Consider the following 22445-nt stretch of genomic DNA (forward strand, 5'->3'; position numbering starts at 1 on the left):
TGAGCAATAGCTCGCCTTTTTTACCTTCTAATATCATAACGTAACATAGCAATTCCATCTGTGACAGTGGACTCTACCAAGAGCAATTTCTTTTCTTTCAAAAGTGAGGCGAAAAGTGGAATACCGTCACCCAAAATAGTAGGAATAATCCCAATAATAAGGTGATCAATCACTCCCGCCTCTAAACAGTCCTGAGCCAGACTTGCTCCACCAAACAACCAAATATCTCCACCTTCTCTAGAACGAAGTTCCATAATCTCCCCGATGATGTCCCTTACAAAACGCACATTACCATAGTCCGTCTGCTCGGTATGACTCGCAACGATAAATTGCTTTTCCTGATATCCTTCAATCATTTCCAACGGACAATCTTCTAATGATTTTCTCCCCATCACAACTGTATCACAGTTGTTAAAGAATTTTTGATTATCAAACTGTAAGACTGTATCGTATTTATCGGTACCATGTCCTTCAATCCAATCGTAGCTTCCATCCTTACGTGCAATGAATCCATCTAAACTCATTGCAATATTTAACACCAATCGTCTCACAATTAACCTCATTTCATAGCTTAGTGACAAAATATTATACCAGTCATTCTTCCTATTTTCAACCAAAAGTCCCTCTAACTCCTCTTCCTTTGAATAGGACAATTATTCATTTCCTGTACAGCAAAGAACATGATAAAAAGGTCCAGTGGACCTTTTTATTTAGATTTGATATAGTTGATACCGTCTGCTTTAGGAGCGACTGCTTTACCAAAGAAAGCAGACAGAGCAATAACAGTAATCAAATATGGTGCAATTTGAAGATAAACCGTTGGAATATCTTTCAATCCTGGTAATTGTCCACCCACTACTGCCAAACTTTGCGAAAGGCCGAAGAATAGACTGGCGAGCATAGCGCCAATTGGATTCCACTTACCGAAAATTACAGCTGCTAGAGCGATGAAACCTGAACCTACGATTGTTGTTGCAGAGAAGTTGATATTCACTGATTGAGCACTTACAGCTCCACCAACACCACCAAGGAAACCAGCAATCAACACACCTGCATAACGCATAGCGTAGACATTGATTCCCAAAGTATCCGCTGCCTGCGGATGTTCACCTACTGAACGAAGGCGCAAACCGAACTTGGTTTTATAAAGGATGAACCAAGCAAGAAATGCTGTTGCAATAGCTACATAACCCATCAAGCTTGTATTTTTGAAGAAAATTTCACCAATGATTGGAATATCTGCCAAGATAGGGAATGAAAATTTACCAAATGATTCAGTAATACTATCAGTTTGACCCTTATTATAGATAACTTTGACTAGGAAAACTCCCAATGCTGGAGCCAAAAGGTTCAACACCGTACCTGATACAACGTGGTCTGCACGGAAATTAATCGTCGCCATCGCATGAATAGCGGCAAAGACAACACCAGCAAGACCTCCTACAATAACAGCTAATAATGGAGTAGCATTACCAAATGTCCCTGCAAATTCGATATTGAAAACAACACCAGCAAAGGCACCGATAACCATGATTCCTTCTAGACCAACGTTTACAATACCACCGCGTTCAGAGAAAACTCCTCCAAGACTGGTAAAGATTAAGGGTGCTGAATAAATCAACATTTGCGAAATGAGTAAGGCAAGAATTGAAACATTCATCTTATTTCGCTCCTTTCGCTTTATTTCTAGATTTTAATAATTGTTCAAAAATAAATTTCACACCGATAAAGAAAATGATTGATGCCGTAACCACGTTGATCAATTCAGGTGGAATCTGTGCACGTACCATACCTGGGGCACCGACAGAAAGAACACCGAATAGAAAGGCAGCCAATGGAATACCTAACGGTGAATTAGAAGCTAAAAGCGCTACTGACATACCATTAAAACCAATATCCAAGTTACCGCTTTGGATGTAAACGTTTTGGAAAGTACCCAAACCTTGGATAGCTCCTCCAAGACCCGCAAGAGCACCTGAAATAACCATAGATAGAATAATCGTACGTTTCGCAGACATACCCGCATAATCCGATGCTGTTGGGTTAAGCCCCACTGAGCGAATCTCAAAACCAAGAGTCGTTTTGGTCAATAGGAACCAAATCACAAAAACTGCAATAATGGCAAAGAAAATACCAATATTCATACGTGAGTTATCTGTCAATGCACGGAGCCACTCTGTTTGGTAAGAGGCATTTGCTGACACGTTAACTGTTGAGTCTGTATTCTTCATCAAACTATCTGCAAATACATCACGAATGATATAGTTACATGAATAGAGTAAGATGTAGTTCATCATAATCGTAACGATAACTTCACTTGTTCCCAAATAGGCACGTAGAATACCTGGAATAGCTCCAGCAATACCGCCTGCCAACATAGCAATCAAGACTGTTCCCAAAATCAAAACTGGACGTGGTAAGTCAGGATTCGCCAAGGCAAACCATCCAGCAAAAACCCAACCAACATAGGCCTGACCAGACAAACCAACGTTGAAGAAACCTGCACGACTAGCTACTGCGAAACCGAGAGCAGTGAAAACAAGTGGTGCCATTGCACGGAAAATTTCACCAATTGATTTGATATTACCAAAAGCTGAATAGAATAACTCTTCATAGCCCCAAATTGGATCGTAGCCAAAAACAAGCATGACAACCGCTCCAAGTAGGATACCACTGACCACAGCCATTAATGGAAGGGCCAAATTCTTATATTTATTAAGCATGTTCTTCTCCCTTCTCAATATGTCCACCTGCCATCAAGACACCTAACTCTTGTTTATTGGTCTTAGCAGGTTCAACAATACCATGGATGACACCATCATGGATAACAGCAATTCTATCTGATACATCCAAAATTTCATCCAATTCGAAGCTGACAACAAGAACAGCCTTACCCTTATCACGTTCTGCAATGAGACGCTTACGAATATACTCAATAGCACCAACGTCCAAACCGCGTGTTGGTTGGCTAACAATGAAAAGGTCTGGGTTGCGATCGATTTCACGCGCGATAATAGCCTTTTGCTGGTTACCGCCTGAAAGAGCCTTGATTGGGACGAGTTCACTCGCCCCACGAACGTCAAATTCTTCCATTAACGCGCGTGCTTTTTCATTAATGACATTATAGTTCAAGATACCATTTTTTGAAATCGGTTCTTTATAGTAAGTTTGAAGCGCAAAGTTCTCAGCAACAGTCATCGGAAGAACGAGTCCATCACGATGACGATCTTCGGGAACGTGGCTCACTTGCATTTCTGTAATTTTACGTGGAGTTTTACCAACTACTTCCTCACCTTTGATAGTGATTGAGCCAGATTTTACCTTACGCAAACCAGTGATTGCCTGAATCAACTCACTTTGACCGTTTCCGTCGATACCGGCAATACCAACAACCTCACCTGCTCGAACATCAAGCGACAAGCCCTTAACTGCTGGAATACCACGGTTTTCATTGACAACCAAATCCTTAATTGACAAAATGACTTCTTTAGGACTCGCTTCAACTTTCTCTGTTTTAAAGGAAACGGAACGTCCAACCATCCACTCAGCCAAATCTTGGTTTGTTGCTCCTTCAACGGCAACTGTTTCGATTGATTTACCTCGACGAATAACTGTTACACTATCGGCAACTGCACGAATTTCATCCAATTTGTGCGTAATCAAAATAATAGATTTACCTTCTTCAACCAAGGCTTTCATAATTTTCAAGAGCTCTGCAATTTCCGCCGGGGTCAATACAGCTGTCGGCTCATCAAAAATTAAAAGGTCTGCTCCACGGTAAAGTGTTTTAAGGATTTCTACACGTTGCTGTGCACCTACAGAAATATCTGCAACCTTTGCAGTTGGATCAACTTCAAGACCATATTTAGCAGAAAGTTCTTTAATTTCTGCGATAGCTTTTTTAAGGTCAATCACGCCACCTTTGGTGGTTTCAGAACCAAGAATGATGTTCTCAGCAACTGTGAAAGCATCAACCAACATAAAATGTTGGTGCACCATACCAATCCCCAATTGGGCTGCTTTGGATGGAGAGTCAATCTTCACGGATTGACCGTTGATAACAATTTCACCGCTTGTAGGTTCCAACAAGCCAGCAAGCATGTTCATCAGAGTAGATTTACCCGCACCATTCTCACCAAGAAGGGCATGGATTTCACCACGTCTGACATTCAAATTGATGTGGTCATTTGCTACAAATTCACCAAATATCTTAGTAATATTGCGCATTTCAATGACATAATCCTTAGTCATAATCTATTATCCTTTCTGACTATAGCCTTCTGAAAATTCTTCAGTACTACTTTAGTACCTTAAAATTCTTCATCAACTATACCATTTTTGTCAGTAAAACCTACCATAGCTGATAGGCTTTACTGAGAAAAATCTCAGCCCGAAAACGGCGACCCCGTCGGGTCGCCGAATCGGAATTGTCGAAAAGAAATTCATTAAGGTTTTTCAGGAACTTCTACTTTGCCATCCAAGATAGCTTGCTTAGCATCTGCAACTGCTTTAGAAGCATCTTCTGAAAGGTTAGTTTCTGCCAATTCAACACCTTTATCTTTCAATGAGAATTGAAGTACTTGACCACCAGGGAATTCACCTGCGACAGCTTTAGTTGCAATATCTTTAACTGAAGTACCAACTTGTTTCAATGTTGAAGCCAATACAAAGTTAGAAGACTTACCATCTTTAGAAGTGTATTCACCTTCTGCTGATTGGTCACGGTCAACACCGATTACCCAAACTTTATCTGCTTCATTACGAGTTTCATTTTCTGCTTTAGCAGCAGCAAATACACCGTTACCAGTACCACCAGAAGCGTGGAAGATAACATCTGCACCTGCAGCATATTGAGCAGCTGCAAGAGTTTGACCTTTAGCAGCATCACCAAATGAACCTGCATAGTCAACTGTAATCTTGATGTCTTTGTTTACAGACTTAGCACCCGCAACGAAACCAGCTTCAAAGCGATCGATGATGACACCTTCCATACCACCGATGAAACCTACGTGGTTTGTTTTAGTTGACTTAGCTGCAGCAACACCAGCAAGATATGATGCTTCATGGTCTGCGAAACCTACGCTAACTACGTTGTCTTGATCTGGAACAACACTATCCACGATTACATAGTGTGTATCAGGATTATTTGGTGCAACCTCAGCAATCGCACTCTCCAAGGCAAAACCAATACCGAACACAAGGTTGTAACCACCAGCAACAGCTGAATCAAGGTTTGTAATGTATTCTGATTCATTAGCTGATTGGAAGTAATCGTAGCCATTACCTTTAGAAAGACCAGCTGCATTACCCCATTCTTGAAGACCTTCCCATGCAGATTGGTTGAATGAACGGTCATCAACACCACCAATGTCAGTAACGATAGCAGCTTTCACAGATGTGTCCGCTGATGAAGATGCTTCTGAGCTACTGCTTTTTGAAGCACGGTTACCACATGCAGCCAAAGATACAGCCGCAACAGCTGCTAGACCAAGTCCAACAAGTTTCTTGTTCATTTCTGAACCCTCCTAAAAATCTTTTTGCAACTACATTGTTGCAGAGTAATATTGCTACAGTCAAATGACTGTCATACAGACTAGGTTAAGTCTGTAAAGGAATATGGAAGTAATTCCCCGACTGTCATCTCGACTGTCGATTTATCTTTAGCGACCAAGGTCACTTTTAAATCCTTATCAAAAAATTCTGCCATAACTTGGCGACAAGCTCCACAAGGAGATATTGGCTTTTCTGTTTCACCATAAATAATGATTTCAGAAAAATCTTTCACTCCTTCAGAAATGGCCTTGAAAATAGCTGTCCTTTCAGCGCAATTGGTCAAACCAAAGCTCGCATTTTCAATGTTTACACCCGTAAATATTTCCCCTGTCTTAGCTACAAGAACTGCACTAACTGGAAACTTTGAGTACGGTACGTATGCTTTTTGACTGTTTTTTACAGCTAATTCAATTAAATCAATAGTCTCCATCCGCCTGTGCTCCATTCATGATTGCAACGCCAGAAGATGCACCGATACGGCTAGCCCCAGCATCGATAAAGGCAATGGCATCTTCATAGGAACGAGCTCCACCAGAAGCTTTAACACCCATCTCAGCACCAACTGTTTTTCTCATAAGGGCGACATCTTCAACAGTTGCACCACCAGTTGAGAAACCAGTTGACGTCTTGACGAAATCTGCACCTGCTTGTTTTGATAGTTCACAAGCTTTTACTTTCTCTTCATCTGTTAGAAGGCAAGTTTCGATAATCACTTTTACAAGCTTATCACCACTTGCATCGACAACTGCTTTAATATCTTCTAAAACAAGGTCATAGTTTTTATCTTTCAAGGCACCGATATTGATGACCATGTCGATTTCGTCAGCACCATTTTCAATAGCATCTTTGGTCTCAAAGGCTTTGACAGCTGGTGTATTAGCTCCTAGAGGAAAACCGATAACAGTACATACCTTAACATCTGTACCTTTCAAGCCTTCTGCAACAAATGATACCCAGGTTGGGTTGATGCAAACACTTGCAAAGTCATATTCTTTAGCTTCTTCTAGCACCTTTGCAACTTGTTCTTTTGTAGTTTCAGGTTTAAGAACTGTATGATCGATGAATTTATTTAATTTCATTATTTTCTCCGTACATTACGAAATAATCTCAATGATTTCTTTCGTTTTTACACTATCTTTATCTATTTTAACATTTTTCTTGAAATTTGTAAGCATATTTTCCGAAATATTTTCATTTGCGTAAATTGTTGCTACGGTTTCTCCTTTGGAAACTGGCTCACCAACTTTCTTATGGAAAACAATTCCGGTCTCGTAATCCAAATCGTCTGTTTTTACAGCCCGACCTGCTCCAATTCTCATAGCGAATAAACCAAATTCCAAGGCTGGCAAACCAACAATGTAGCCATCTTCATCCGCTAAGACAGAAACTTGATGTGAAACCTCGACTGGACGATATAAGTCTTCTAAATCACCACCCTGAGCTATAACCATCTCTTCAAATTTCTTGAGGGCAGCTCCGTTTTCGATATGTTGGCGAACTTCTTCCACTGTCTTTTCAACATTTGCCAAACCAAGCATGATTTGAGCCAATTCACAGATGAATTCTGTCACATCTTCTCTGCCATTGCCCTTAAGAATGTCGATAGCTTCTAGAATTTCCAAACGGTTACCGATGGAAGTACCTACCGGTTGGGACATGTCTGTCAAGACCGCTACTGTCTTGCGACCGACAGCTTTCCCAAGGTCGACCATTGTTCGAGCAAGAACACGCGCATCTTCGATATTTTTCATGAAGGCACCTTCGCCAACCGTTACATCAAGAAGGATGGCGTCCGCACCAGCCGCAATCTTTTTAGACATAACCGAACTTGCAATCAGCGGAATGATATCCACAGTGGCAGTCACATCACGCAGGGCATAAAGCAATTTATCAGCCTTCACTAAATTGTCCGATTGACCAATAACTGCCACACCTGTTTCCTGAACTTGCTTGATAAAGTCTTCTTGACTCACTTCGATTTGGTAGCCTTTGATTGATTCTAGTTTATCAAGTGTACCACCCGTATGCCCCAAACCTCGACCACTCATCTTGGCAACAGGAACACCAAAACTTGCCACAAGCGGTGCTAAAATCAAGGTAACCTTGTCACCTACACCACCTGTAGAATGCTTATCTACCTTGATACCTGAAATAGCAGACAAATCAATCTGCTCCCCAGAACCTACCATGGCCATGGTCAAGTCCGAGATTTCTCTTGTAGACATTCCTTTAAAGTAAATCGCCATTGCCAAGGCAGACATCTGATAATCCGGAACACTGCCGTCAACATAGCCATCAATCAGCCATTGGATTTCTTCTGTAGACAACTCCAAACCGTCACGTTTTTTCTGAATTAAATCAACTGTTCTCATTCTTTCACACTTTCAAGGATGTAATAACCCTTATCTTTTTTTAGAATTTGGCAATTTCCAAATACTTCTTCCATACGTTTCTTTGCACTAGGTGCGCCTTGCTTTTTCTGAATGACAATTGTCAAGCTACCCCCTGTATTCAAATGGTCTTTCGCTCCTGTTATCACCTCATGAACGACAGACTTACCTGCTCGTATTGGTGGATTTGAAATGACATAGTCGAATGTTCCTTCAACCGCTTCATAGACATCTGATTGGAAAATAGTCGCTGATATACCGTTTTTCTCTGCATTTTTCTCAGCCAACTCTAAAGCTCTGCTATTGACATCAATCATCGTAACATCTAAATCATAGACTTTTGCTAGGGTCAATCCCAGAGGACCGTAGCCACAACCAACATCCAAAAGCGTTTTCCCGTTTGCTAAATCAAGGGTCTTTAAAAGCACCTGACTTCCATAATCAACCATCTTCTTGCTAAAAACACCTGCATCTGTCATGAAAGACATTGGGGTGTCTAGTAAGTTTACGTGGATTTCATGAATATCATGTGCTACTGTAGGATTTTTTTCATAATACATATTGGACATGTACTTATTATAACATTTCCTAAAAACGTTTTCAAGAGTTTTTCTTACATGAAAAATATGATAAAATGAAATTGATATTGAAACGCTTACCTATAGGAAGAATTATGTATGAAAAATGAATTTTTAAATTTTGAACAAATTGACCGAGCCACTTGGCAACAACTACATCGTAAAACTACCATTCCACTTAGTCAAAGCGAACTAAATTCTATTAAAAGTTTTAACGACCGCATCCAATTACATGAGGTTTCTGACATCTATCTTCCTTTGGTTAATCTTATCCATATCTATCGGAAAGCACGCAAAGACTTAAATTTTACGAAGAGTTTATTTCTACAGAAAACTATCAAGCCTCAACCATTTATCATTGGCGTTTCTGGAAGTGTTGCTGTCGGCAAATCAACAACTAGTAGATTGCTGCAAATTCTTATCGCTCGGACATTTAAACACGCCAAGGTTGAATTAGTGACAACTGATGGATTTCTCCATCCAAATGCGGTTTTAGAAGAACGGCAACTGTTAAATAAAAAGGGGTTTCCTGAGTCCTATGACATGGAGAAATTGATTGATTTCCTTGATAAGATAAAAAACGGCTACGACTGCCAAATTCCTGTCTATTCACATGAAATCTATGATATTGTCCCCAACAAAACTCAGGAGATTAAGTCTCCAGATTTCTTGATTGTTGAAGGAATCAATGTATTTCAAAATCCACAAAACCAGCGCCTCTATGTCAGCGATTATTTTGACTTGTCTATATACGTTGACGCCGATGTGGAACATATTGAAACCTGGTACTTGGAACGATTCCAAAAATTGCTGACATTAGCAAAGAATGACCCGAATAACTACTACCATCGTTTTACTCGAATGACCTATCCAGAAATTATTGCCATTGCTCAAAATACTTGGAAAAATATCAATCTAGCTAACTTGGAAAAGTTCATCGAACCTACACGAAATAGGGCTGATATTATTCTCCACAAGGCAGACAACCACGAAATTGATAAAATTTATCTAAAAAAATAAATTTCACTTGTCAAAAATACTCTTTTCAGATATAATGGTATAGTTAGTACAAGAAAGGGTGGAGGTGAAACCATTGGCAAACATTAAGTCAGCTATCAAACGCGCTGAATTGAACGTTAAACAAAACGAGAAAAACTCAGCACAAAAATCAGCTATGCGTACTGCAATCAAAGCATTTGAAGCTAACCCATCTGAAGAGCTTTTCCGTGCTGCTAGTTCAGCAATCGATAAAGCAGAAACTAAAGGTTTGATTCACAAAAACAAAGCAAGCCGCGACAAAGCACGTCTTGCATCAAAACTTGCTTAATTAAAAGAGAAACCTTTGGGTTTCCTTTTTTTATTTTTTCCATCGGACAAAGTGGAACAGTTTTCCCCTCGATGAATAACATCATTAACTCGTCAACCACAAAGCCCTCACTAAAATTATACACCTAGTGAGGGCTTTATGTTTGTTTTCATTGAGGGCGGAGCCACCATGGATGTCTTTCCCACTCCCTATTTTTTATTATTAGGGAAGAACACGCTCCTAGAGATTCAAACTAATTCCTTAAAACCAATCTGCCAGTTCAAATGTATAGGTTTGGTCATTATAATAGTACTGATACTCTCCTACATCGCCCAAAGCCTGAAAAATAGCATTATTTTCAGTAGAGACCAATGTAATCATTTGTTGCATTGCTTCGGCTGTTCCGAATTGCAAGACTACTTTATCCGTACCTTGTAGTCGCTGATCAGTGATGGACTGTAAAACTGCAGCTTCATCAAAGCTTGTGAAATAGACTCCCTTTTGAACATAGTAATTCAATGAATTATCTGTGCACTTTGGATAAGTCAATGCTCTAGGTTCATAATACTGTTCTTCTCCCCAGTAGTCGAGGAGGTCGGTATCAGCAATTCTACTTCTCTCTAAGATTTCATCAGGGACACATAGATAATCGTATGAAATATCTGTATGCGCTTCTCCACTTATAGCTTGATCAAAAACTGGGTCTCCCCAAGTCGTATCAACACCATAGTATTGTCCATTTATCTTGACTAGATTCCAAGCATGCCCAAACTCACCGTTTTGCCCATTTTTTGCAATCCCTGTGACATAGATACAATCAATGCCTGCTTTTTTACATAGATATTGGAAGGTGCGACTATAGCCAGCACAAACTGATTTCTTATCTAAGAGTACACTGGTAATTCCTTGGCTTCTCCATGTGACAGAGTTGGTCTGTAGGGCTTCAAGGTCGTAATCCGTTTGCTTTATAATCACCTCGTAAAAATATTTAACCTTCTCATAGTCCGACCCTGTTGGTGCCTGAGCAAGTATCTTATTCACTTCCTCTTCTATTTTATTTCGTGTCGGAGATAAATCAGTCGGATACGCTGGCTCTTCTAAATCCAATATATCAACTCCGCCAGTCATTGCCGCTTCATCTGTTAGCCAGAAAAATTCTGGATAATCGTGAGCGACAGAAAAATAGACGCGCGAATATATTTCATCGTTAACAGAATCAATATCAATCACTTGCATCCGCTTGCTGAGTCCATTAACAAATTGGAGATAGACACGACGTTCCTTATCAGTATCCAATTGTTGGTAGTAGAAATTTCCTTGAACCTCTTCTTTTAATGCTGTTAATTCTGCTTCTAGTTGCTTTTTTTCTTTAGAAAATTCAATTTTAGCTGCTTCCAAACGTTCACTCAGCTCTTGTCCTCCTCCTGAACAAGCAGAAAGGACTGTCGCCGACAATAATATGGTTAAAACGCCACGAGAAACTTTCCTCATATTTACCTCCATTCTTGTTTAATACTCAATAAAAATCAAAAATAGCAAGTCTAAGCTACTTATAACATGTGAAACCTTAATTTATAAGTTTGAGTTGAGGACTGTGGATTTCAAGTAGCTGTTTTCTTCTAAAAAAATAACAAAATCGAAACGCTCCATATCCACTTTGAGTGGTAGGTGGCTATTTTTGATTTTAAATGAGTATAAGTATAACATAATTAGGAGGCTTCTGACGAACTACACAAAAAAATTAGACTAGAATTTTCCTAGCCTAATAATATTGTTTTATTTAGGTAATCCTACCTCAAAAATAGTTCCTTTCGGTTGGTTATCTCTAACAGAGATTTTCCCACCTAGTGTCTTGATAATTTGCTGAGCCAGCGATAATCCTAGACCGAAACCACCTTTTTGACGTGTTCTGGCCTTATCAACTCGATAAAAGCGATCAAAGATTTTCTTCTTATCGGCATCGCTGATTCCCAAACCATTGTCGGCAACTGTGAAGTAGACAGATTTATCCTTGATATTAGCTGTAATTTGAATTCTGCCATCATCGTCGGTATACTTCATGGCATTGTCAAATAAAATGGTAAGCAACTGTTTAATCAGGACCTTATCTGTTCGAATCGGCTGATGAATCAAATTATTAACTGCTAGTATTTTTCCATTCTCTTCGGCAATCATAAGGTAATTAGCAAAGATTTCATCAAAATAGTTCGGTTGGACATCGATCATATCGACTTTTAAGCCATCATCACGACGAGCCAAATTGAGCAGGTTCGTTGTCAATAATCGCATATTTCGGACTTCTTCCAAGCTAGACCCGATGCTTTCACTACTCTCTAAAATCGTCGCTTCGGGATGGCGAAACAGGCTCTCCAAACGATTTTGGAGAACAGCCAACGGCGTACGCAACTCATGACTAGCATTTTCGACAAAGTCCTTTTGTTTTTGATAGCTGATTAGAATTGGACGCATGCTAAGATTTGATAGGTAAATGCTGGCCAAGATAGAAATGAGCCAAGCTGATACCATAACAATAGCAACTGTCGATTCATAGCTCTCAATGGAAGATTTAATTTGGCTGACATTCACCAAAATTGTCGCATATTTTATATCATAGGACGAATAATAACCTAGTTCATCTGTAGCCAGCCCAATCGTTATATAGCGATAATCTTCAGACATACCGAAGCTTGATTCAACCGTTGCTTCCTTAATTTCACCCAATTTTTCCTTATCTAACGGTAGATCGGCCAAACCAGTAAAAGTATCCGGATTGACCATTTCTCCACTTTTACTATAGAGTAAGACATGAGTATTGATACCTAATCTCAGCTGTTCTCCAGCTCTAGTATTTTTTTGATTTTTAGGAACAGGCATGCTATCTGAACTAGAGTTCGTAGTTTCTTCACCAGTTGGACTATCTTGAAGGATAAATACAGAATTGGGCTCATAGGTTCTTGCAATTGCAAAACCAACAGCCATCGCTGGTTCTTCCTTAATCCGTTTCAAGGTATTATCGGAATTTTGATACATAGTCGAACGCATTAATTGAAAAATGATAGCTGTCATCAAGCCAAAAATCAGGGTAAATACTGCAAAATAACGGATAAAGAAGGAAAATTTATCCGTGTACATTAATTTTTTAAATCGCTTAGGCATTTTTTAGAATGTATCCGACACTACGCAGGGTTTGAAGATTTTCCCCAAAAGTCGTTCCTTTCAACTTTTTCCTAATTTTAGAAACATATACTTCTACTACTGAAATTGTAGTATCACTGTCAAAGCCCCAAATACGGTCAAAAATTTGTGTTTTTGGCAAAATAACATTTTGGTTTTGCAAGAAATAAACTAGTAGGTCAAATTCTTTTCCTAGCAGTTCAACTTCTTCGCCATTTACCATCGTCATATTTGTAGATAGGTCAACTGTCACATCTCCAAAGGTTAGTGTGTTTTCATTAAACTTACCCGCTCGTTTTAATAGAGCTTGAATTCGCATCTTCAATTCTTCTAAATAAAACGGTTTTGTCAAGTAGTCATCAGCCCCCAATTCAAAACCATGGCCTTTATCCTCTAGACTTTCCTTGGCTGTTGTAATCAGAACAGGTGTCGTAACACCTTTTTCACGTAACTCTTTCAAAACTTGGAAGCCATCTTTTTCAGGCAACATCAAATCCAAAAGAATCAAATCATAAACGCCTGTTTCCGCCTCATAAACGCCCTCTTCACCATCAAAAACCTGCATAACATCCGCAAAATCATCTAAGAAATCGAAAACAGAATTTGATAGGCTTAAATCATCTTCCACTAACAATATTTTAATCATCATATACTCCTTACGTTTCGGTTTAATAAACAAACCAAAGACCTAGGCACAGGGCATGGTCTTTAATAGAAATGGTTAGATAAAGCCCCACGTGACCATCTTAAAAATGAATGATCGGGTAGGCTTTATCTGACTATTTATTGATACGTGTTCATTATATCATGGAACAAGTAGAAACCAAAATCTCAATGTTTATTGATTAGAAGAACTACTATCCCCTGAAATTTGATCTTTAATTTCTTGATTCCTCTCTTTTAAAGCATTCACTTCATCAGAAGAAGTACTCGAGTTTGACTGGGTTGCTCCACTTGTTGCATCAGGAGGGGTTGTACCTTGTCCTGGTGGCATACCTTTGGGAGCTCCACCCTGTCCTGGCAACATGCCTTGAGGTGCTCCACCCTGTCCTGGTGGCATGTCTTGGGTAGCTACTTGTCCACTCTTAGCTACGGAACCATTTTGCGCCAAAGTTGCCTGACTTTGTGTTGAAACTCCTGCTGAGCTTTTAGAAATACTCATTCCCCCTGCAAAGCCCAAGGTAGCAGCTGAAATAGCAACAGCAGCTAGTACTGTTTTTGACTGTGACTTAAATTGATTAATAAATGACATAAAATTCCCCTTTTCAATAGAATATTATCAGAATGAGCCCTGCTAAATAACTCCTCTTTACCTGATGATAATAGTATAGTATTAAAAACTTAAACCAAGCTAAAGAAGTTCAGCATTTTTATAAAGGTTTATTACATAAAAAAGAAGCCCTCTCGGACTTCTGAATTACAACTCTGTAATATCACCTGTGCGTAGATAAACAACCCACTCACAAATATTTTTAGCATAATCACCGACACGTTCCAAATAAGTCAACACTTGGAAATAGTCACGACCAGCAACCAAAGAATCTGGATTCTTTTTGATTTCTTCTGTAGTTAATTCTTGGATACTTGAATAAAACTCATTAACAACCTCATCACGAGCAGCTACTTCATATGCGACTTCCATATCCGCATCACCAAGATAAAGCTCCAAAGTTTCTTCAACAAGTTTTCGAACTTCGCGCCCCATCTTCTTCACTTCATCTTCTACTACTGGAATACGGACTTCGCCTTTCATACGAATAGCAGCTTTTGCGATCGAAACTGCGTGGTCTCCCATACGTTCCAAGTCACTTGTTGCTTTCAAGACAGTGATTACACGACGTAAATCTGTAGAAACTGGCTGTTGCAATGCAATAATCTCTAAAGATTTCTTTTCAAGTTTAATTTCAAAATCATTAATTTTCTTATCGGCTTCGATCACTTCTTTCGCCAATTCACGATCATGAGTTGTAAAGGCACGAACAGCATTATTAATTTGAGCCAAAACTTCATTTCCCATCGCGTAAAATTGGTTGTGGAGTTTTCCTAATTCTTCTTCAAACTGCGCTCTTAACATATAAACCTCTTTTCTTTTTAACAGGATTAACCAAACTTACCTGTAATATAATCTTCTGTCTCTTTGTTTACCGGGTTCATGAACATTTCTTTAGTAGAATTGTATTCGATTAAATCTCCATCTAAGAAGAAACCTGTTCTATCTGAAATACGAGACGCTTGTTGCATAGATCGTGTTACCAAAACCATGGTGTACTTGTCCTTTAAACCATACAAGGTATCTTCAATCTTACCAGCTGAGATAGGGTCAAGGGCTGATGTTGGCTCATCCAACAAGATAATCTTTGGACTGGTCGCCAATACACGTGCCACACAGACACGTTGTTGCTGACCACCAGACAAACCAACTGCTGAATCGTGTAAACGATCCTTAACCTCGTTCCAAATAGAAGCACCAATCAAGGCACGCTCTACAGTCTCATCAAGAAGTTGCTTGTCCTTAATACCATTGATACGAAGACCGTAGACAACATTTTCATAGATAGACATAGGGAATGGGTTTGGTTGCTGAAAGACCATCCCGATTTCCTTACGAAGGTCTACAGTATCCGTACGAGGACTGTAAATATTTTTACCATTGTAATCAATAGCACCAGTCAAGGTTACTTCTGGGTTCAAATCACCCATACGGTTAATCGCACGCAAGAGCGTTGACTTACCAGAACCTGACGGACCAATCAAGGCTGTAATTTCATTTGGATAGAAATCAATTGAAACACTATTCAAAGCCTTTTTCTTATTGTAGTAAACAGACAAATCTTTTACTTGTAAAATAGGTGATGTCATTGTTTCCCTTTCTATCCAAAGTGTCCTGAAACGTAATCGTTAGTAGACTTGAGTTTGGCATTTTGGAAGATATTTGCTGTTTTATCGTACTCGATTAAGTCACCAAGATAGAAGAAAGCTGTGTAATCACTTGCACGGGCTGCCTGTTGCATGTTGTGCGTAACGATGATAATCGTGTAATCTTTCTTCAACTCAAACATGGTTTCTTCCAACTGCATAGTTGCAATTGGGTCCAAGGCTGAGGCTGGTTCATCCATGAGCAAGATTTGTGGCTTAACGGAGATAGCACGTGCGATACACAAACGTTGCTGTTGTCCACCAGACAAGGTAAAGGCTGACTTATGCAAATCGTCTTTTACCTGATCCCAAAGTGCTGCTTGTCTCAGTGAGGTTTCAACAATCTCATCCAAGACTTCCTTATCTTTTACACCTGCACGCTCATGAGCAAAAGTAATATTGCGATAAATTGATTTTGCAAATGGGTTAGGACGTTGGAAAACCATTCCGATATGCTTACGAATTTCGTAAACGTTCATATCTGGTCTGTTGATGTCAATTCCTTCGTAGAGGATTTGGCCTGTTACCTTAGCAATATCGATCGTATCATTCATACGATTGAGACTGCGAAGATAGGTTGATTTACCACAGCCTGAAGGACCAATCAAGGCTGTAATTTTATTTTTCTCGAACTGCATATCAATGCCCTTGATGGCTTCATTTTTACCATAGTAAACATGAACATCTTTTGTTGAAAGGGCGATTTTTTCCTCTGGGAAAGTGATGATATGGCGTTCATTCCAGTTGTAATCTGCCATTTTTTCTCCTTAAAAGTCAGACTTCTAGGCTGCTGAAGTCATTTTCGCATGAAGTTTCTTACCGATATAACGGGCAGAAAGGTTGAAAATCAAGATGAAGACCAAGAGGATTGCTGCTGAACCAGCGGAAACTTGGGTTGCATCTGGAATTGTACCTTCACTGTTTACCTTCCAAATGTGAACCGCGAGGGTTTCTGATTGACGGAAGATAGAGATTGGACTTGTAACGCTCAAAGGATTCCAGTTTGACCAGTCAAGTGCCGGTGCTGATTGACCTGCTGTATAGATAAGGGCCGCTGCTTCACCAAAGATACGACCAGATGCCAAGACGATACCTGTGACAATCCCTGGAAGGGCTTCTGGAATGACCACGTGAAGGACTGTTTCCCAACGTGACAAGCCAAGTGCCAAACCTGCCTCGCGTTGCGTATGGTGAACGTGGCGAAGGCTGTCTTCTACGTTACGTGTCATCTGTGGCAAGTTAAAGACCGTGAGTGCTAAGGCACCTGATAAGATTGAGAATCCATACTCAAACTGAACAACGAAAATCAAGTAACCAAACAAACCAACGACAACGGATGGCAGGGATGACAAAATCTCAATACAGGTACGGATAAAGTTCGTCAATGGACCTTTTTTAGCATATTCCGCCAAATAAATACCTGCACCGGTTGACAAGGGAACAGAAATTAAGAGCGTTACAACCAATAGGAAGAATGAGTTGTAGAGCTGAATTCCAATACCACCACCAGCTTTGTAAGATGAAGATTTACTTGTCAAAAAATCCCAGCTTACATGTGGCAGACCACGTAGCAAGATGTAAAGAATCAGTGACGTCAAGATAACGACAATCACACCAGCGATTGAGTAAAGAATACCAGTCGCCAATTTATCAAATTTTTTAGCGTGCATAGTTTTTCTTACCCTCTCTCGTAATAAATTTCATAATCATGTTAAAGATAAGGCTCATCAAGAGCAAGACTAGGGCCAAGGACCATAGGACGTTGTTCTGAACAGTTCCCATAACCGTATTACCGATACCCATTGTCAAAACAGAAGTCAAAGTCGCTGCTGGCGTTGTCAAGGAAGTCGGGATAACCGCAGAGTTACCAACCACCATCTGAATCGCCAAGGCTTCACCAAAGGCACGCGCCATACCAAAGATAACGGCCGTAAAAATACCTGGCTTAGCTGCGTTCAAAATAACACGCCAAATCGTCTGCCAGCGAGTGGCTCCCATAGCCAAACTTGCTTCGCGGTAGTGACGAGGTACTGCACGCAAACTGTCAACCGTCATAAAGGTTACTGTTGGCAAAATCATAACGAAAAGTACAAATACACCCGACAAGATACCGAAACCTGTTCCACCGAAGATTGAACGTACAAATGGTACAACTACTTGCAAACCAATGAAACCATATACAACCGATGGAATACCAACCAAAAGTTCGATAACAGGTTGTAAGATTTTTGCACCACGTTTTGGTGATATTTCTGTCATGAAGACCGCTGCACCGATTGCGATAGGGGTCGCAACAACAGCTGACAGAATCGTAACAATGAAAGAACCTGAAATCATTGGCAGGGCACCAAATATTTTCGAGCTTGGTTCCCACTTACTTCCAAATAAGAAATCAGTGATGCTCACACCGTCAACAAAGAAAGTCGATAATCCACGCTGCGCAACGAAAATCAAAATCATTGCAACAATAAAGACAATCAATGATAGACAAAGGAATGTAATTACCTTACCAAACTTCTCTAATCGAGAATTTTTAGATGGAGACGATAACTCTTTTGCTAGTTGTTCGTTTTTCATGCTTACTCCTTCTCAGTCACCGTGCCATCAGCACTTTTCACAACTTTCATATCGTTGATAGAAATGTATCCCATACTTTCAACGATACCATTTTGAACTTCATCTGACATCATGTATGTTAGAAACTCTTCTGTTAATTCAGTAGGCTCTCCCTTAGTGTACATATGCTCATATGACCAAATTGCCCAAGCATTGGAAGCAACGTTTTCAGCAGTTGGTTCAAAACCGTTTAGCTTAATTGTTTTAACGGAATCATCTATATAAGCAAATGATAGGTAGGAAATTGCACCTGGTGTCTGAGCAACAATAGATTTTACCATACCGTTAGAATCTTGTTCTTGACTCTGAGCTGCGGTTTGTCCATCCATGATAACACTATCAAAGGTCGCACGTGAACCTGAACTAGCTGCACGGTTGATGATAGAAATTGGCAAGTCTTTTCCACCAAGCTCCTTCCAGTTGGTAATTTCACCTGTGAAAATCTTACGAAGATCTTCTGTGGTAATATCCTCAACCGTCACTTTTTCATTGACAATAACGGCTAGACCCGCAACGGCAACCTGATGGTCTACCAATTTACTTGCGTCAATACCTTCTTTTTCCTCAGCGAACACGTCTGAGTTACCAATCTGAACTGCTCCAGACTGAACCTGTGACAAACCAGTACCAGAACCACCGCCCTGCACGTTTACAGATTTTCCGATATTAACACTACCGAATTCATCTGCTGCGGCCTCAACCAATGGTTGAAGGGCTGTCGATCCTACTGCAGTGATAGACTCTCCTCGATCAATCCATGAGGAACAACCTGAAAGAGCTATACTACTCAAAAGAAACAAAGCTGCAATTCCAAGCTTCTGCTTTTTTTTCATTTCGTTTTTTCCTTTACATTTTTCAGTGGAATCTCCAATAATTTACTCTGTATTTTACAAGGAATTTACAAGATATTTCCACTCATCCACTATATCATATAAAAAGACAAGTTGCAAAAAAAATCTGCTTATTTTCTTTTAAAATCTGAGACCTTTTGGAAAGGCATTCTTAAGGGTTCCAGACACAATTTTAGCAAATCCTAAACCGTTTCCTTGAACTGCTACCTGATACCAACCATTTGGCAAGTCTTTGGGTACTGCAACGGTTTGTCCAGCAACATAGGCCGGGAAATCTTCTAGGCTGATGTCAACTCGATTCTTGACTTCTGTGCTGTGAAGGGCCAAGCCAAAGGCAAAACTAGGTTCAAAGCGTTTTTTCTTGAAAGTTCCCAAATGAAGCCCATTGCGAGCAATCTTAACTTTTGACAAGTCTGGCAAACCATCTGGTAGGAGATAGAGATTATCGCCAAAAACCTGCAGTAAACCATCCAATTGAACCTTTAAATGCTTCTGTTCAAATTCTTTCCAGAGAGCTTGCTGTTCTCTATTCAAATTGGATTTTCCTGGTTTTAATTTTTTCTGACTGACTTCCCCTAGAAATCTAAATTTGGCAACGAACTGACCTTCTCCTGTAAAATGGTGGGGATACATACGAGCAACTTCTGGATAACCGACTCCTTCTACCATTCCATTGATTTTAGGAATGTCTATTAGTTCCAAATCATACTGTTCTAAGAGCCAAGTCACTACTTCTTCATTTTCCTCTGGTGACCAAGTGCAAGTAGAATAAATCAATTGACCACCTGGAGCCAACATGTTCAAGGCCGATTCTAAAATCTCTCTTTGTAAGCTTGCACATTGTGCTGGATAATGTTTGGACCAATATTGAATCGCTTCGGGGTCTTTTCGAAACATCCCTTCACCTGAACAGGGAGCATCTAGGACGATCATATCGAAATATCCTGGAAAGACCTTTTCCAAGCGGTCTGCTGATTCATTTGTTACAACAACATTCCTCGCTCCGAAACGCTCAATATTTTCAGCCAAGATTTTTGCTCGTTTGTTGGAAATTTCATTACTAACCAAGAGCCCCGTATTTTCTAAGTATGAAAGCAAGTGAGTAGACTTTCCTCCTGGCGCTGCTGCCAAGTCCAACACTTTCATCCCTTTTTCCGGAGCTGCAATCTGACCGACAACCTGTGCAGCTGGGTCTTGTGAGTAGACTAAGCCAGTTACATGTTCTGGAGACTTTCCTGAGACCTTACCATAGTATGACCAAGTCATATTAGGGATTGGTTGCTCAAAATCCAATTGGCTTTCTTTAAGAGGATTTGTGCGAAAGCCTGAGATTGGGTCTTGTTCGAAACTCTTAAAAAATGCTTGGGCTTCACTACCAAGCAAATGATTATATTTATCTATAAAATCCTGTGGCAATTGCATTAGAATATATACCCCTTCACTTCCTCAAGATGGGATTCTGATACTAGCATGACAAACTCTCGCTTATCATAGGCCAGACTCGGACCATCAAAACTTAACATGACTAAGCCTAAAGAGGAACCAATAATACTGGCTGCTGCGTAGTCCCATGGACACAGATAAGAAGCATAGGCAAATAATCTTCCTTCCAGAACGTGAGCAAAACCAATTCCAGCACTTCCTACAGATCTTGTACCTAAACTTTGATTTGCTAATTCTGCCACTCCATGTGCATTGGCTGCATACAACTGTGCATTGACTCCTATCAAACTCTGGCGAAGAGGGCGTAGCTCTGGTTTCTTTAAGCGTTCTTGATTGCAATAAACAGGGAATGAATCTCCTCCATGGAAAAGTTTGTCTCGCATGACATCATAAATGATACCGAACTTTCCTACTCCATTTTCAAAATAGGCAATCATAATGGCAAAATCAGTTTTCTGAGCAATAAAATTTGTGGTGCCATCAATTGGATCAATAACCCAAACATTTCCCTCATGAATAGAAGAAACGTCTCCACCTTCCTCACCTAAAATCCCATCACCTTGATAGCGAGATTGAATCTGTTGAGTCAGCATTTCTTGCACTTGTTTATCAAGGTGCGTTACCAAGTCTGTAAAGTCACCCTTTTCTTCAATCTGAAGATCATCATGTAGATGCTGTCGGAGAAAATTTCCAGCCTCCAGGACAATCGTTTGGGCAAAGTGATACTTAGTTTCCAAAACGAATAACTCCTTTCCCCTTATCTCGAGCAGCCTTAACAACTCGATAGGTTGAATAACCAGAAACTGCTTCAAAGTCACGATCAATTTGACGTTCCTGTCCCTTACTTTTAACAACATCTTTGAAGCTTTTATAACTAGCTAATATAGCTACCGCATCTGCTCCTTTTTCATAAGCTGCCTCCACCTGATTCAAAAAAGAAAGCACGGAGGAAATCTCCTCTGTGCTCCACGAAAAATCAAGTGGATATGAATAATTCTTGTTCATATCTTTTATCCTATTTCTGATCGTAATGTGGCATTTCTCAATTCTTGTTTGCGGTACTTGCGCGGAAGAAATGCACGAATTTCATCTTCGTTAAAACCAATCTGCATCCGCTTCTCATCCAAAATAATCGGACGCCGTAAGAGACTCGGATAGGTTTCGATTAACCCAATAAGCTGCTTCACAGAAAGCTCATCAACATCAATATCTAGTTTCTGAAAAATTTTTGAACGGGTAGAAATCAAATCATCTGTCCCATTTTCTGTCAATGCTAAAATGTTCTTCAATTCCTCAGTAGTTAGAGGGCTAGTCATAATATTGTGCTCAATAAAAGGGACTTCGTGACTTGTCAGCCAAGCACGAGCTTTACGACAACTGGTACAACTCGGTGACAAAAATAAAGTAATCATGTCTTCCATCCCCTCTAAAAACATTTTTCTTCTTACTATTATACTCTAACTTAAAAGAGTTTTCAATAGTAAATCTAATCGAATCATTCCCGTAGTTCGTATTTTATCCAATTTGTTACCGTCCAAAAGAAGATTCTAACGACTTTCCTTATCTCACAATTGGTCTACAATATTCGCTAGTGCCCTTTTTTCCAATAAAATGCAAA

General features: G+C 39.9%; 25 protein-coding genes. 2 read left to right on the forward strand and 23 right to left on the reverse strand.

The window, feature by feature from the left end; all coding sequences use genetic code 11:
- Window positions 1-20: 20 nt before the first annotated feature.
- The 9 genes from ODU55_RS06530 to ODU55_RS06570 all read right to left on the reverse strand — a co-directional run bounded on the left by ODU55_RS06530 (window position 21) and on the right by ODU55_RS06570 (window position 8512).
- The gene (locus tag ODU55_RS06530; protein ID WP_029176385.1) at window positions 21-551 is read right to left on the reverse strand and encodes a dihydrofolate reductase family protein; all 531 of its coding nucleotides are present in this window, start codon (window positions 549-551) and stop codon (window positions 21-23) included.
- 155 nt (window positions 552-706) lie between these two features.
- A complete protein-coding gene (locus ODU55_RS06535) occupies window positions 707-1660 on the reverse strand; it encodes an ABC transporter permease (RefSeq protein WP_012775589.1) in 954 nt (317 codons plus the stop codon).
- A gap of 1 nt (window position 1661) precedes the next feature.
- Window positions 1662-2723: an ABC transporter permease gene (locus tag ODU55_RS06540; RefSeq protein WP_398582323.1), complete on the reverse strand. Its 1062-nt coding sequence runs from the start codon at window positions 2721-2723 to the stop codon at window positions 1662-1664.
- On the reverse strand, window positions 2716-4251 hold the full coding sequence (locus ODU55_RS06545; protein WP_014637858.1) for an ABC transporter ATP-binding protein: 1536 nt from the start codon (window positions 4249-4251) through the stop codon (window positions 2716-2718). Before ODU55_RS06545 ends, ODU55_RS06540 begins: the two co-directional genes overlap by 8 nt.
- A gap of 194 nt (window positions 4252-4445) precedes the next feature.
- Complete coding sequence (locus tag ODU55_RS06550; RefSeq protein ID WP_002940836.1) at window positions 4446-5513, reverse strand: BMP family protein; 1068 nt, start codon at window positions 5511-5513, stop codon at window positions 4446-4448.
- 80 nt (window positions 5514-5593) lie between these two features.
- Entirely contained in the window at window positions 5594-5983 is a 390-nt protein-coding gene (locus ODU55_RS06555; protein ID WP_002940839.1) for a cytidine deaminase, read from the reverse strand.
- On the reverse strand, window positions 5970-6632 hold the full coding sequence (gene deoC / locus ODU55_RS06560) for a deoxyribose-phosphate aldolase (RefSeq protein ID WP_398582324.1): 663 nt from the start codon (window positions 6630-6632) through the stop codon (window positions 5970-5972). The genes ODU55_RS06555 and deoC overlap by 14 nt, the downstream gene beginning before the upstream one ends.
- Window positions 6633-6647: 15 nt before the next feature.
- The gene (locus tag ODU55_RS06565; RefSeq protein WP_398582325.1) at window positions 6648-7925 is read right to left on the reverse strand and encodes a pyrimidine-nucleoside phosphorylase; all 1278 of its coding nucleotides are present in this window, start codon (window positions 7923-7925) and stop codon (window positions 6648-6650) included.
- Window positions 7922-8512, reverse strand: coding sequence for a class I SAM-dependent methyltransferase (locus ODU55_RS06570; protein ID WP_398582326.1), 591 nt, complete (start codon window positions 8510-8512; stop codon window positions 7922-7924). The genes ODU55_RS06565 and ODU55_RS06570 overlap by 4 nt, the downstream gene beginning before the upstream one ends.
- A gap of 108 nt (window positions 8513-8620) precedes the next feature.
- Between ODU55_RS06570 and coaA the strand changes: the two genes are divergently transcribed.
- Together coaA and rpsT are read left to right on the forward strand one after the other, a co-directional pair.
- Window positions 8621-9541, forward strand: coding sequence for a type I pantothenate kinase (coaA, locus tag ODU55_RS06575; RefSeq protein ID WP_398582327.1), 921 nt, complete (start codon window positions 8621-8623; stop codon window positions 9539-9541).
- A 58-nt stretch (window positions 9542-9599) separates the two neighbouring features.
- Window positions 9600-9848 (forward strand): 30S ribosomal protein S20, encoded by a 249-nt coding sequence (gene rpsT, locus ODU55_RS06580; protein ID WP_012027069.1) that lies wholly within the window; start codon window positions 9600-9602, stop codon window positions 9846-9848.
- A gap of 240 nt (window positions 9849-10088) precedes the next feature.
- Here rpsT and ODU55_RS06585 read toward each other — a convergent pair whose 3' ends face one another.
- The 14 genes from ODU55_RS06585 to ODU55_RS06650 form a co-directional block, all read right to left on the reverse strand.
- Complete coding sequence (locus ODU55_RS06585; RefSeq protein ID WP_398582328.1) at window positions 10089-11318, reverse strand: transglutaminase domain-containing protein; 1230 nt, start codon at window positions 11316-11318, stop codon at window positions 10089-10091.
- A 285-nt stretch (window positions 11319-11603) separates the two neighbouring features.
- Window positions 11604-12983: a sensor histidine kinase gene (locus tag ODU55_RS06590; protein WP_398582329.1), complete on the reverse strand. Its 1380-nt coding sequence runs from the start codon at window positions 12981-12983 to the stop codon at window positions 11604-11606.
- Window positions 12976-13647 (reverse strand): response regulator transcription factor, encoded by a 672-nt coding sequence (locus ODU55_RS06595; protein WP_009909965.1) that lies wholly within the window; start codon window positions 13645-13647, stop codon window positions 12976-12978. The genes ODU55_RS06590 and ODU55_RS06595 overlap by 8 nt, the downstream gene beginning before the upstream one ends.
- A gap of 192 nt (window positions 13648-13839) precedes the next feature.
- Window positions 13840-14253 carry a hypothetical protein gene (locus ODU55_RS06600; protein WP_398582330.1) on the reverse strand — a complete coding sequence of 138 codons (414 nt, stop codon included), beginning with the start codon at window positions 14251-14253 and terminating at the stop codon, window positions 13840-13842.
- Window positions 14254-14418: 165 nt separating this feature from the next.
- Window positions 14419-15075 carry a phosphate signaling complex protein PhoU gene (phoU, locus tag ODU55_RS06605; protein ID WP_398582331.1) on the reverse strand — a complete coding sequence of 219 codons (657 nt, stop codon included), beginning with the start codon at window positions 15073-15075 and terminating at the stop codon, window positions 14419-14421.
- A 26-nt stretch (window positions 15076-15101) separates the two neighbouring features.
- On the reverse strand, window positions 15102-15860 hold the full coding sequence (gene pstB / locus ODU55_RS06610; RefSeq protein ID WP_105114823.1) for a phosphate ABC transporter ATP-binding protein PstB: 759 nt from the start codon (window positions 15858-15860) through the stop codon (window positions 15102-15104).
- Between the two features lie 11 nt (window positions 15861-15871).
- The gene (gene pstB / locus ODU55_RS06615) at window positions 15872-16675 is read right to left on the reverse strand and encodes a phosphate ABC transporter ATP-binding protein PstB (protein ID WP_105114824.1); all 804 of its coding nucleotides are present in this window, start codon (window positions 16673-16675) and stop codon (window positions 15872-15874) included.
- A gap of 24 nt (window positions 16676-16699) precedes the next feature.
- Window positions 16700-17587 carry a phosphate ABC transporter permease PstA gene (pstA, locus tag ODU55_RS06620; protein ID WP_014635996.1) on the reverse strand — a complete coding sequence of 296 codons (888 nt, stop codon included), beginning with the start codon at window positions 17585-17587 and terminating at the stop codon, window positions 16700-16702.
- On the reverse strand, window positions 17577-18494 hold the full coding sequence (pstC, locus tag ODU55_RS06625) for a phosphate ABC transporter permease subunit PstC (protein ID WP_002937619.1): 918 nt from the start codon (window positions 18492-18494) through the stop codon (window positions 17577-17579). Before pstC ends, pstA begins: the two co-directional genes overlap by 11 nt.
- 2 nt (window positions 18495-18496) lie before the next feature.
- Window positions 18497-19366, reverse strand: a complete 870-nt coding sequence (locus ODU55_RS06630) for a phosphate ABC transporter substrate-binding protein PstS family protein (RefSeq protein WP_398582332.1) — start codon at window positions 19364-19366, stop codon at window positions 18497-18499.
- Between the two features lie 138 nt (window positions 19367-19504).
- The gene (locus tag ODU55_RS06635) at window positions 19505-20806 is read right to left on the reverse strand and encodes an RsmF rRNA methyltransferase first C-terminal domain-containing protein (RefSeq protein ID WP_398582333.1); all 1302 of its coding nucleotides are present in this window, start codon (window positions 20804-20806) and stop codon (window positions 19505-19507) included.
- Window positions 20806-21564: an inositol monophosphatase family protein gene (locus ODU55_RS06640; RefSeq protein ID WP_105139916.1), complete on the reverse strand. Its 759-nt coding sequence runs from the start codon at window positions 21562-21564 to the stop codon at window positions 20806-20808. The genes ODU55_RS06635 and ODU55_RS06640 overlap by 1 nt, the downstream gene beginning before the upstream one ends.
- The gene (locus ODU55_RS06645; protein WP_024379624.1) at window positions 21554-21832 is read right to left on the reverse strand and encodes a UPF0223 family protein; all 279 of its coding nucleotides are present in this window, start codon (window positions 21830-21832) and stop codon (window positions 21554-21556) included. The genes ODU55_RS06640 and ODU55_RS06645 overlap by 11 nt, the downstream gene beginning before the upstream one ends.
- 5 nt (window positions 21833-21837) lie before the next feature.
- Complete coding sequence (locus ODU55_RS06650; protein WP_398582334.1) at window positions 21838-22239, reverse strand: Spx/MgsR family RNA polymerase-binding regulatory protein; 402 nt, start codon at window positions 22237-22239, stop codon at window positions 21838-21840.
- Between the last annotated feature and the right edge of the window lie 206 nt (window positions 22240-22445).

The organism is Streptococcus sp. 2022WUSS037 (assembly GCF_044427225.1).
Taxonomy (GTDB): domain Bacteria; phylum Bacillota; class Bacilli; order Lactobacillales; family Streptococcaceae; genus Streptococcus.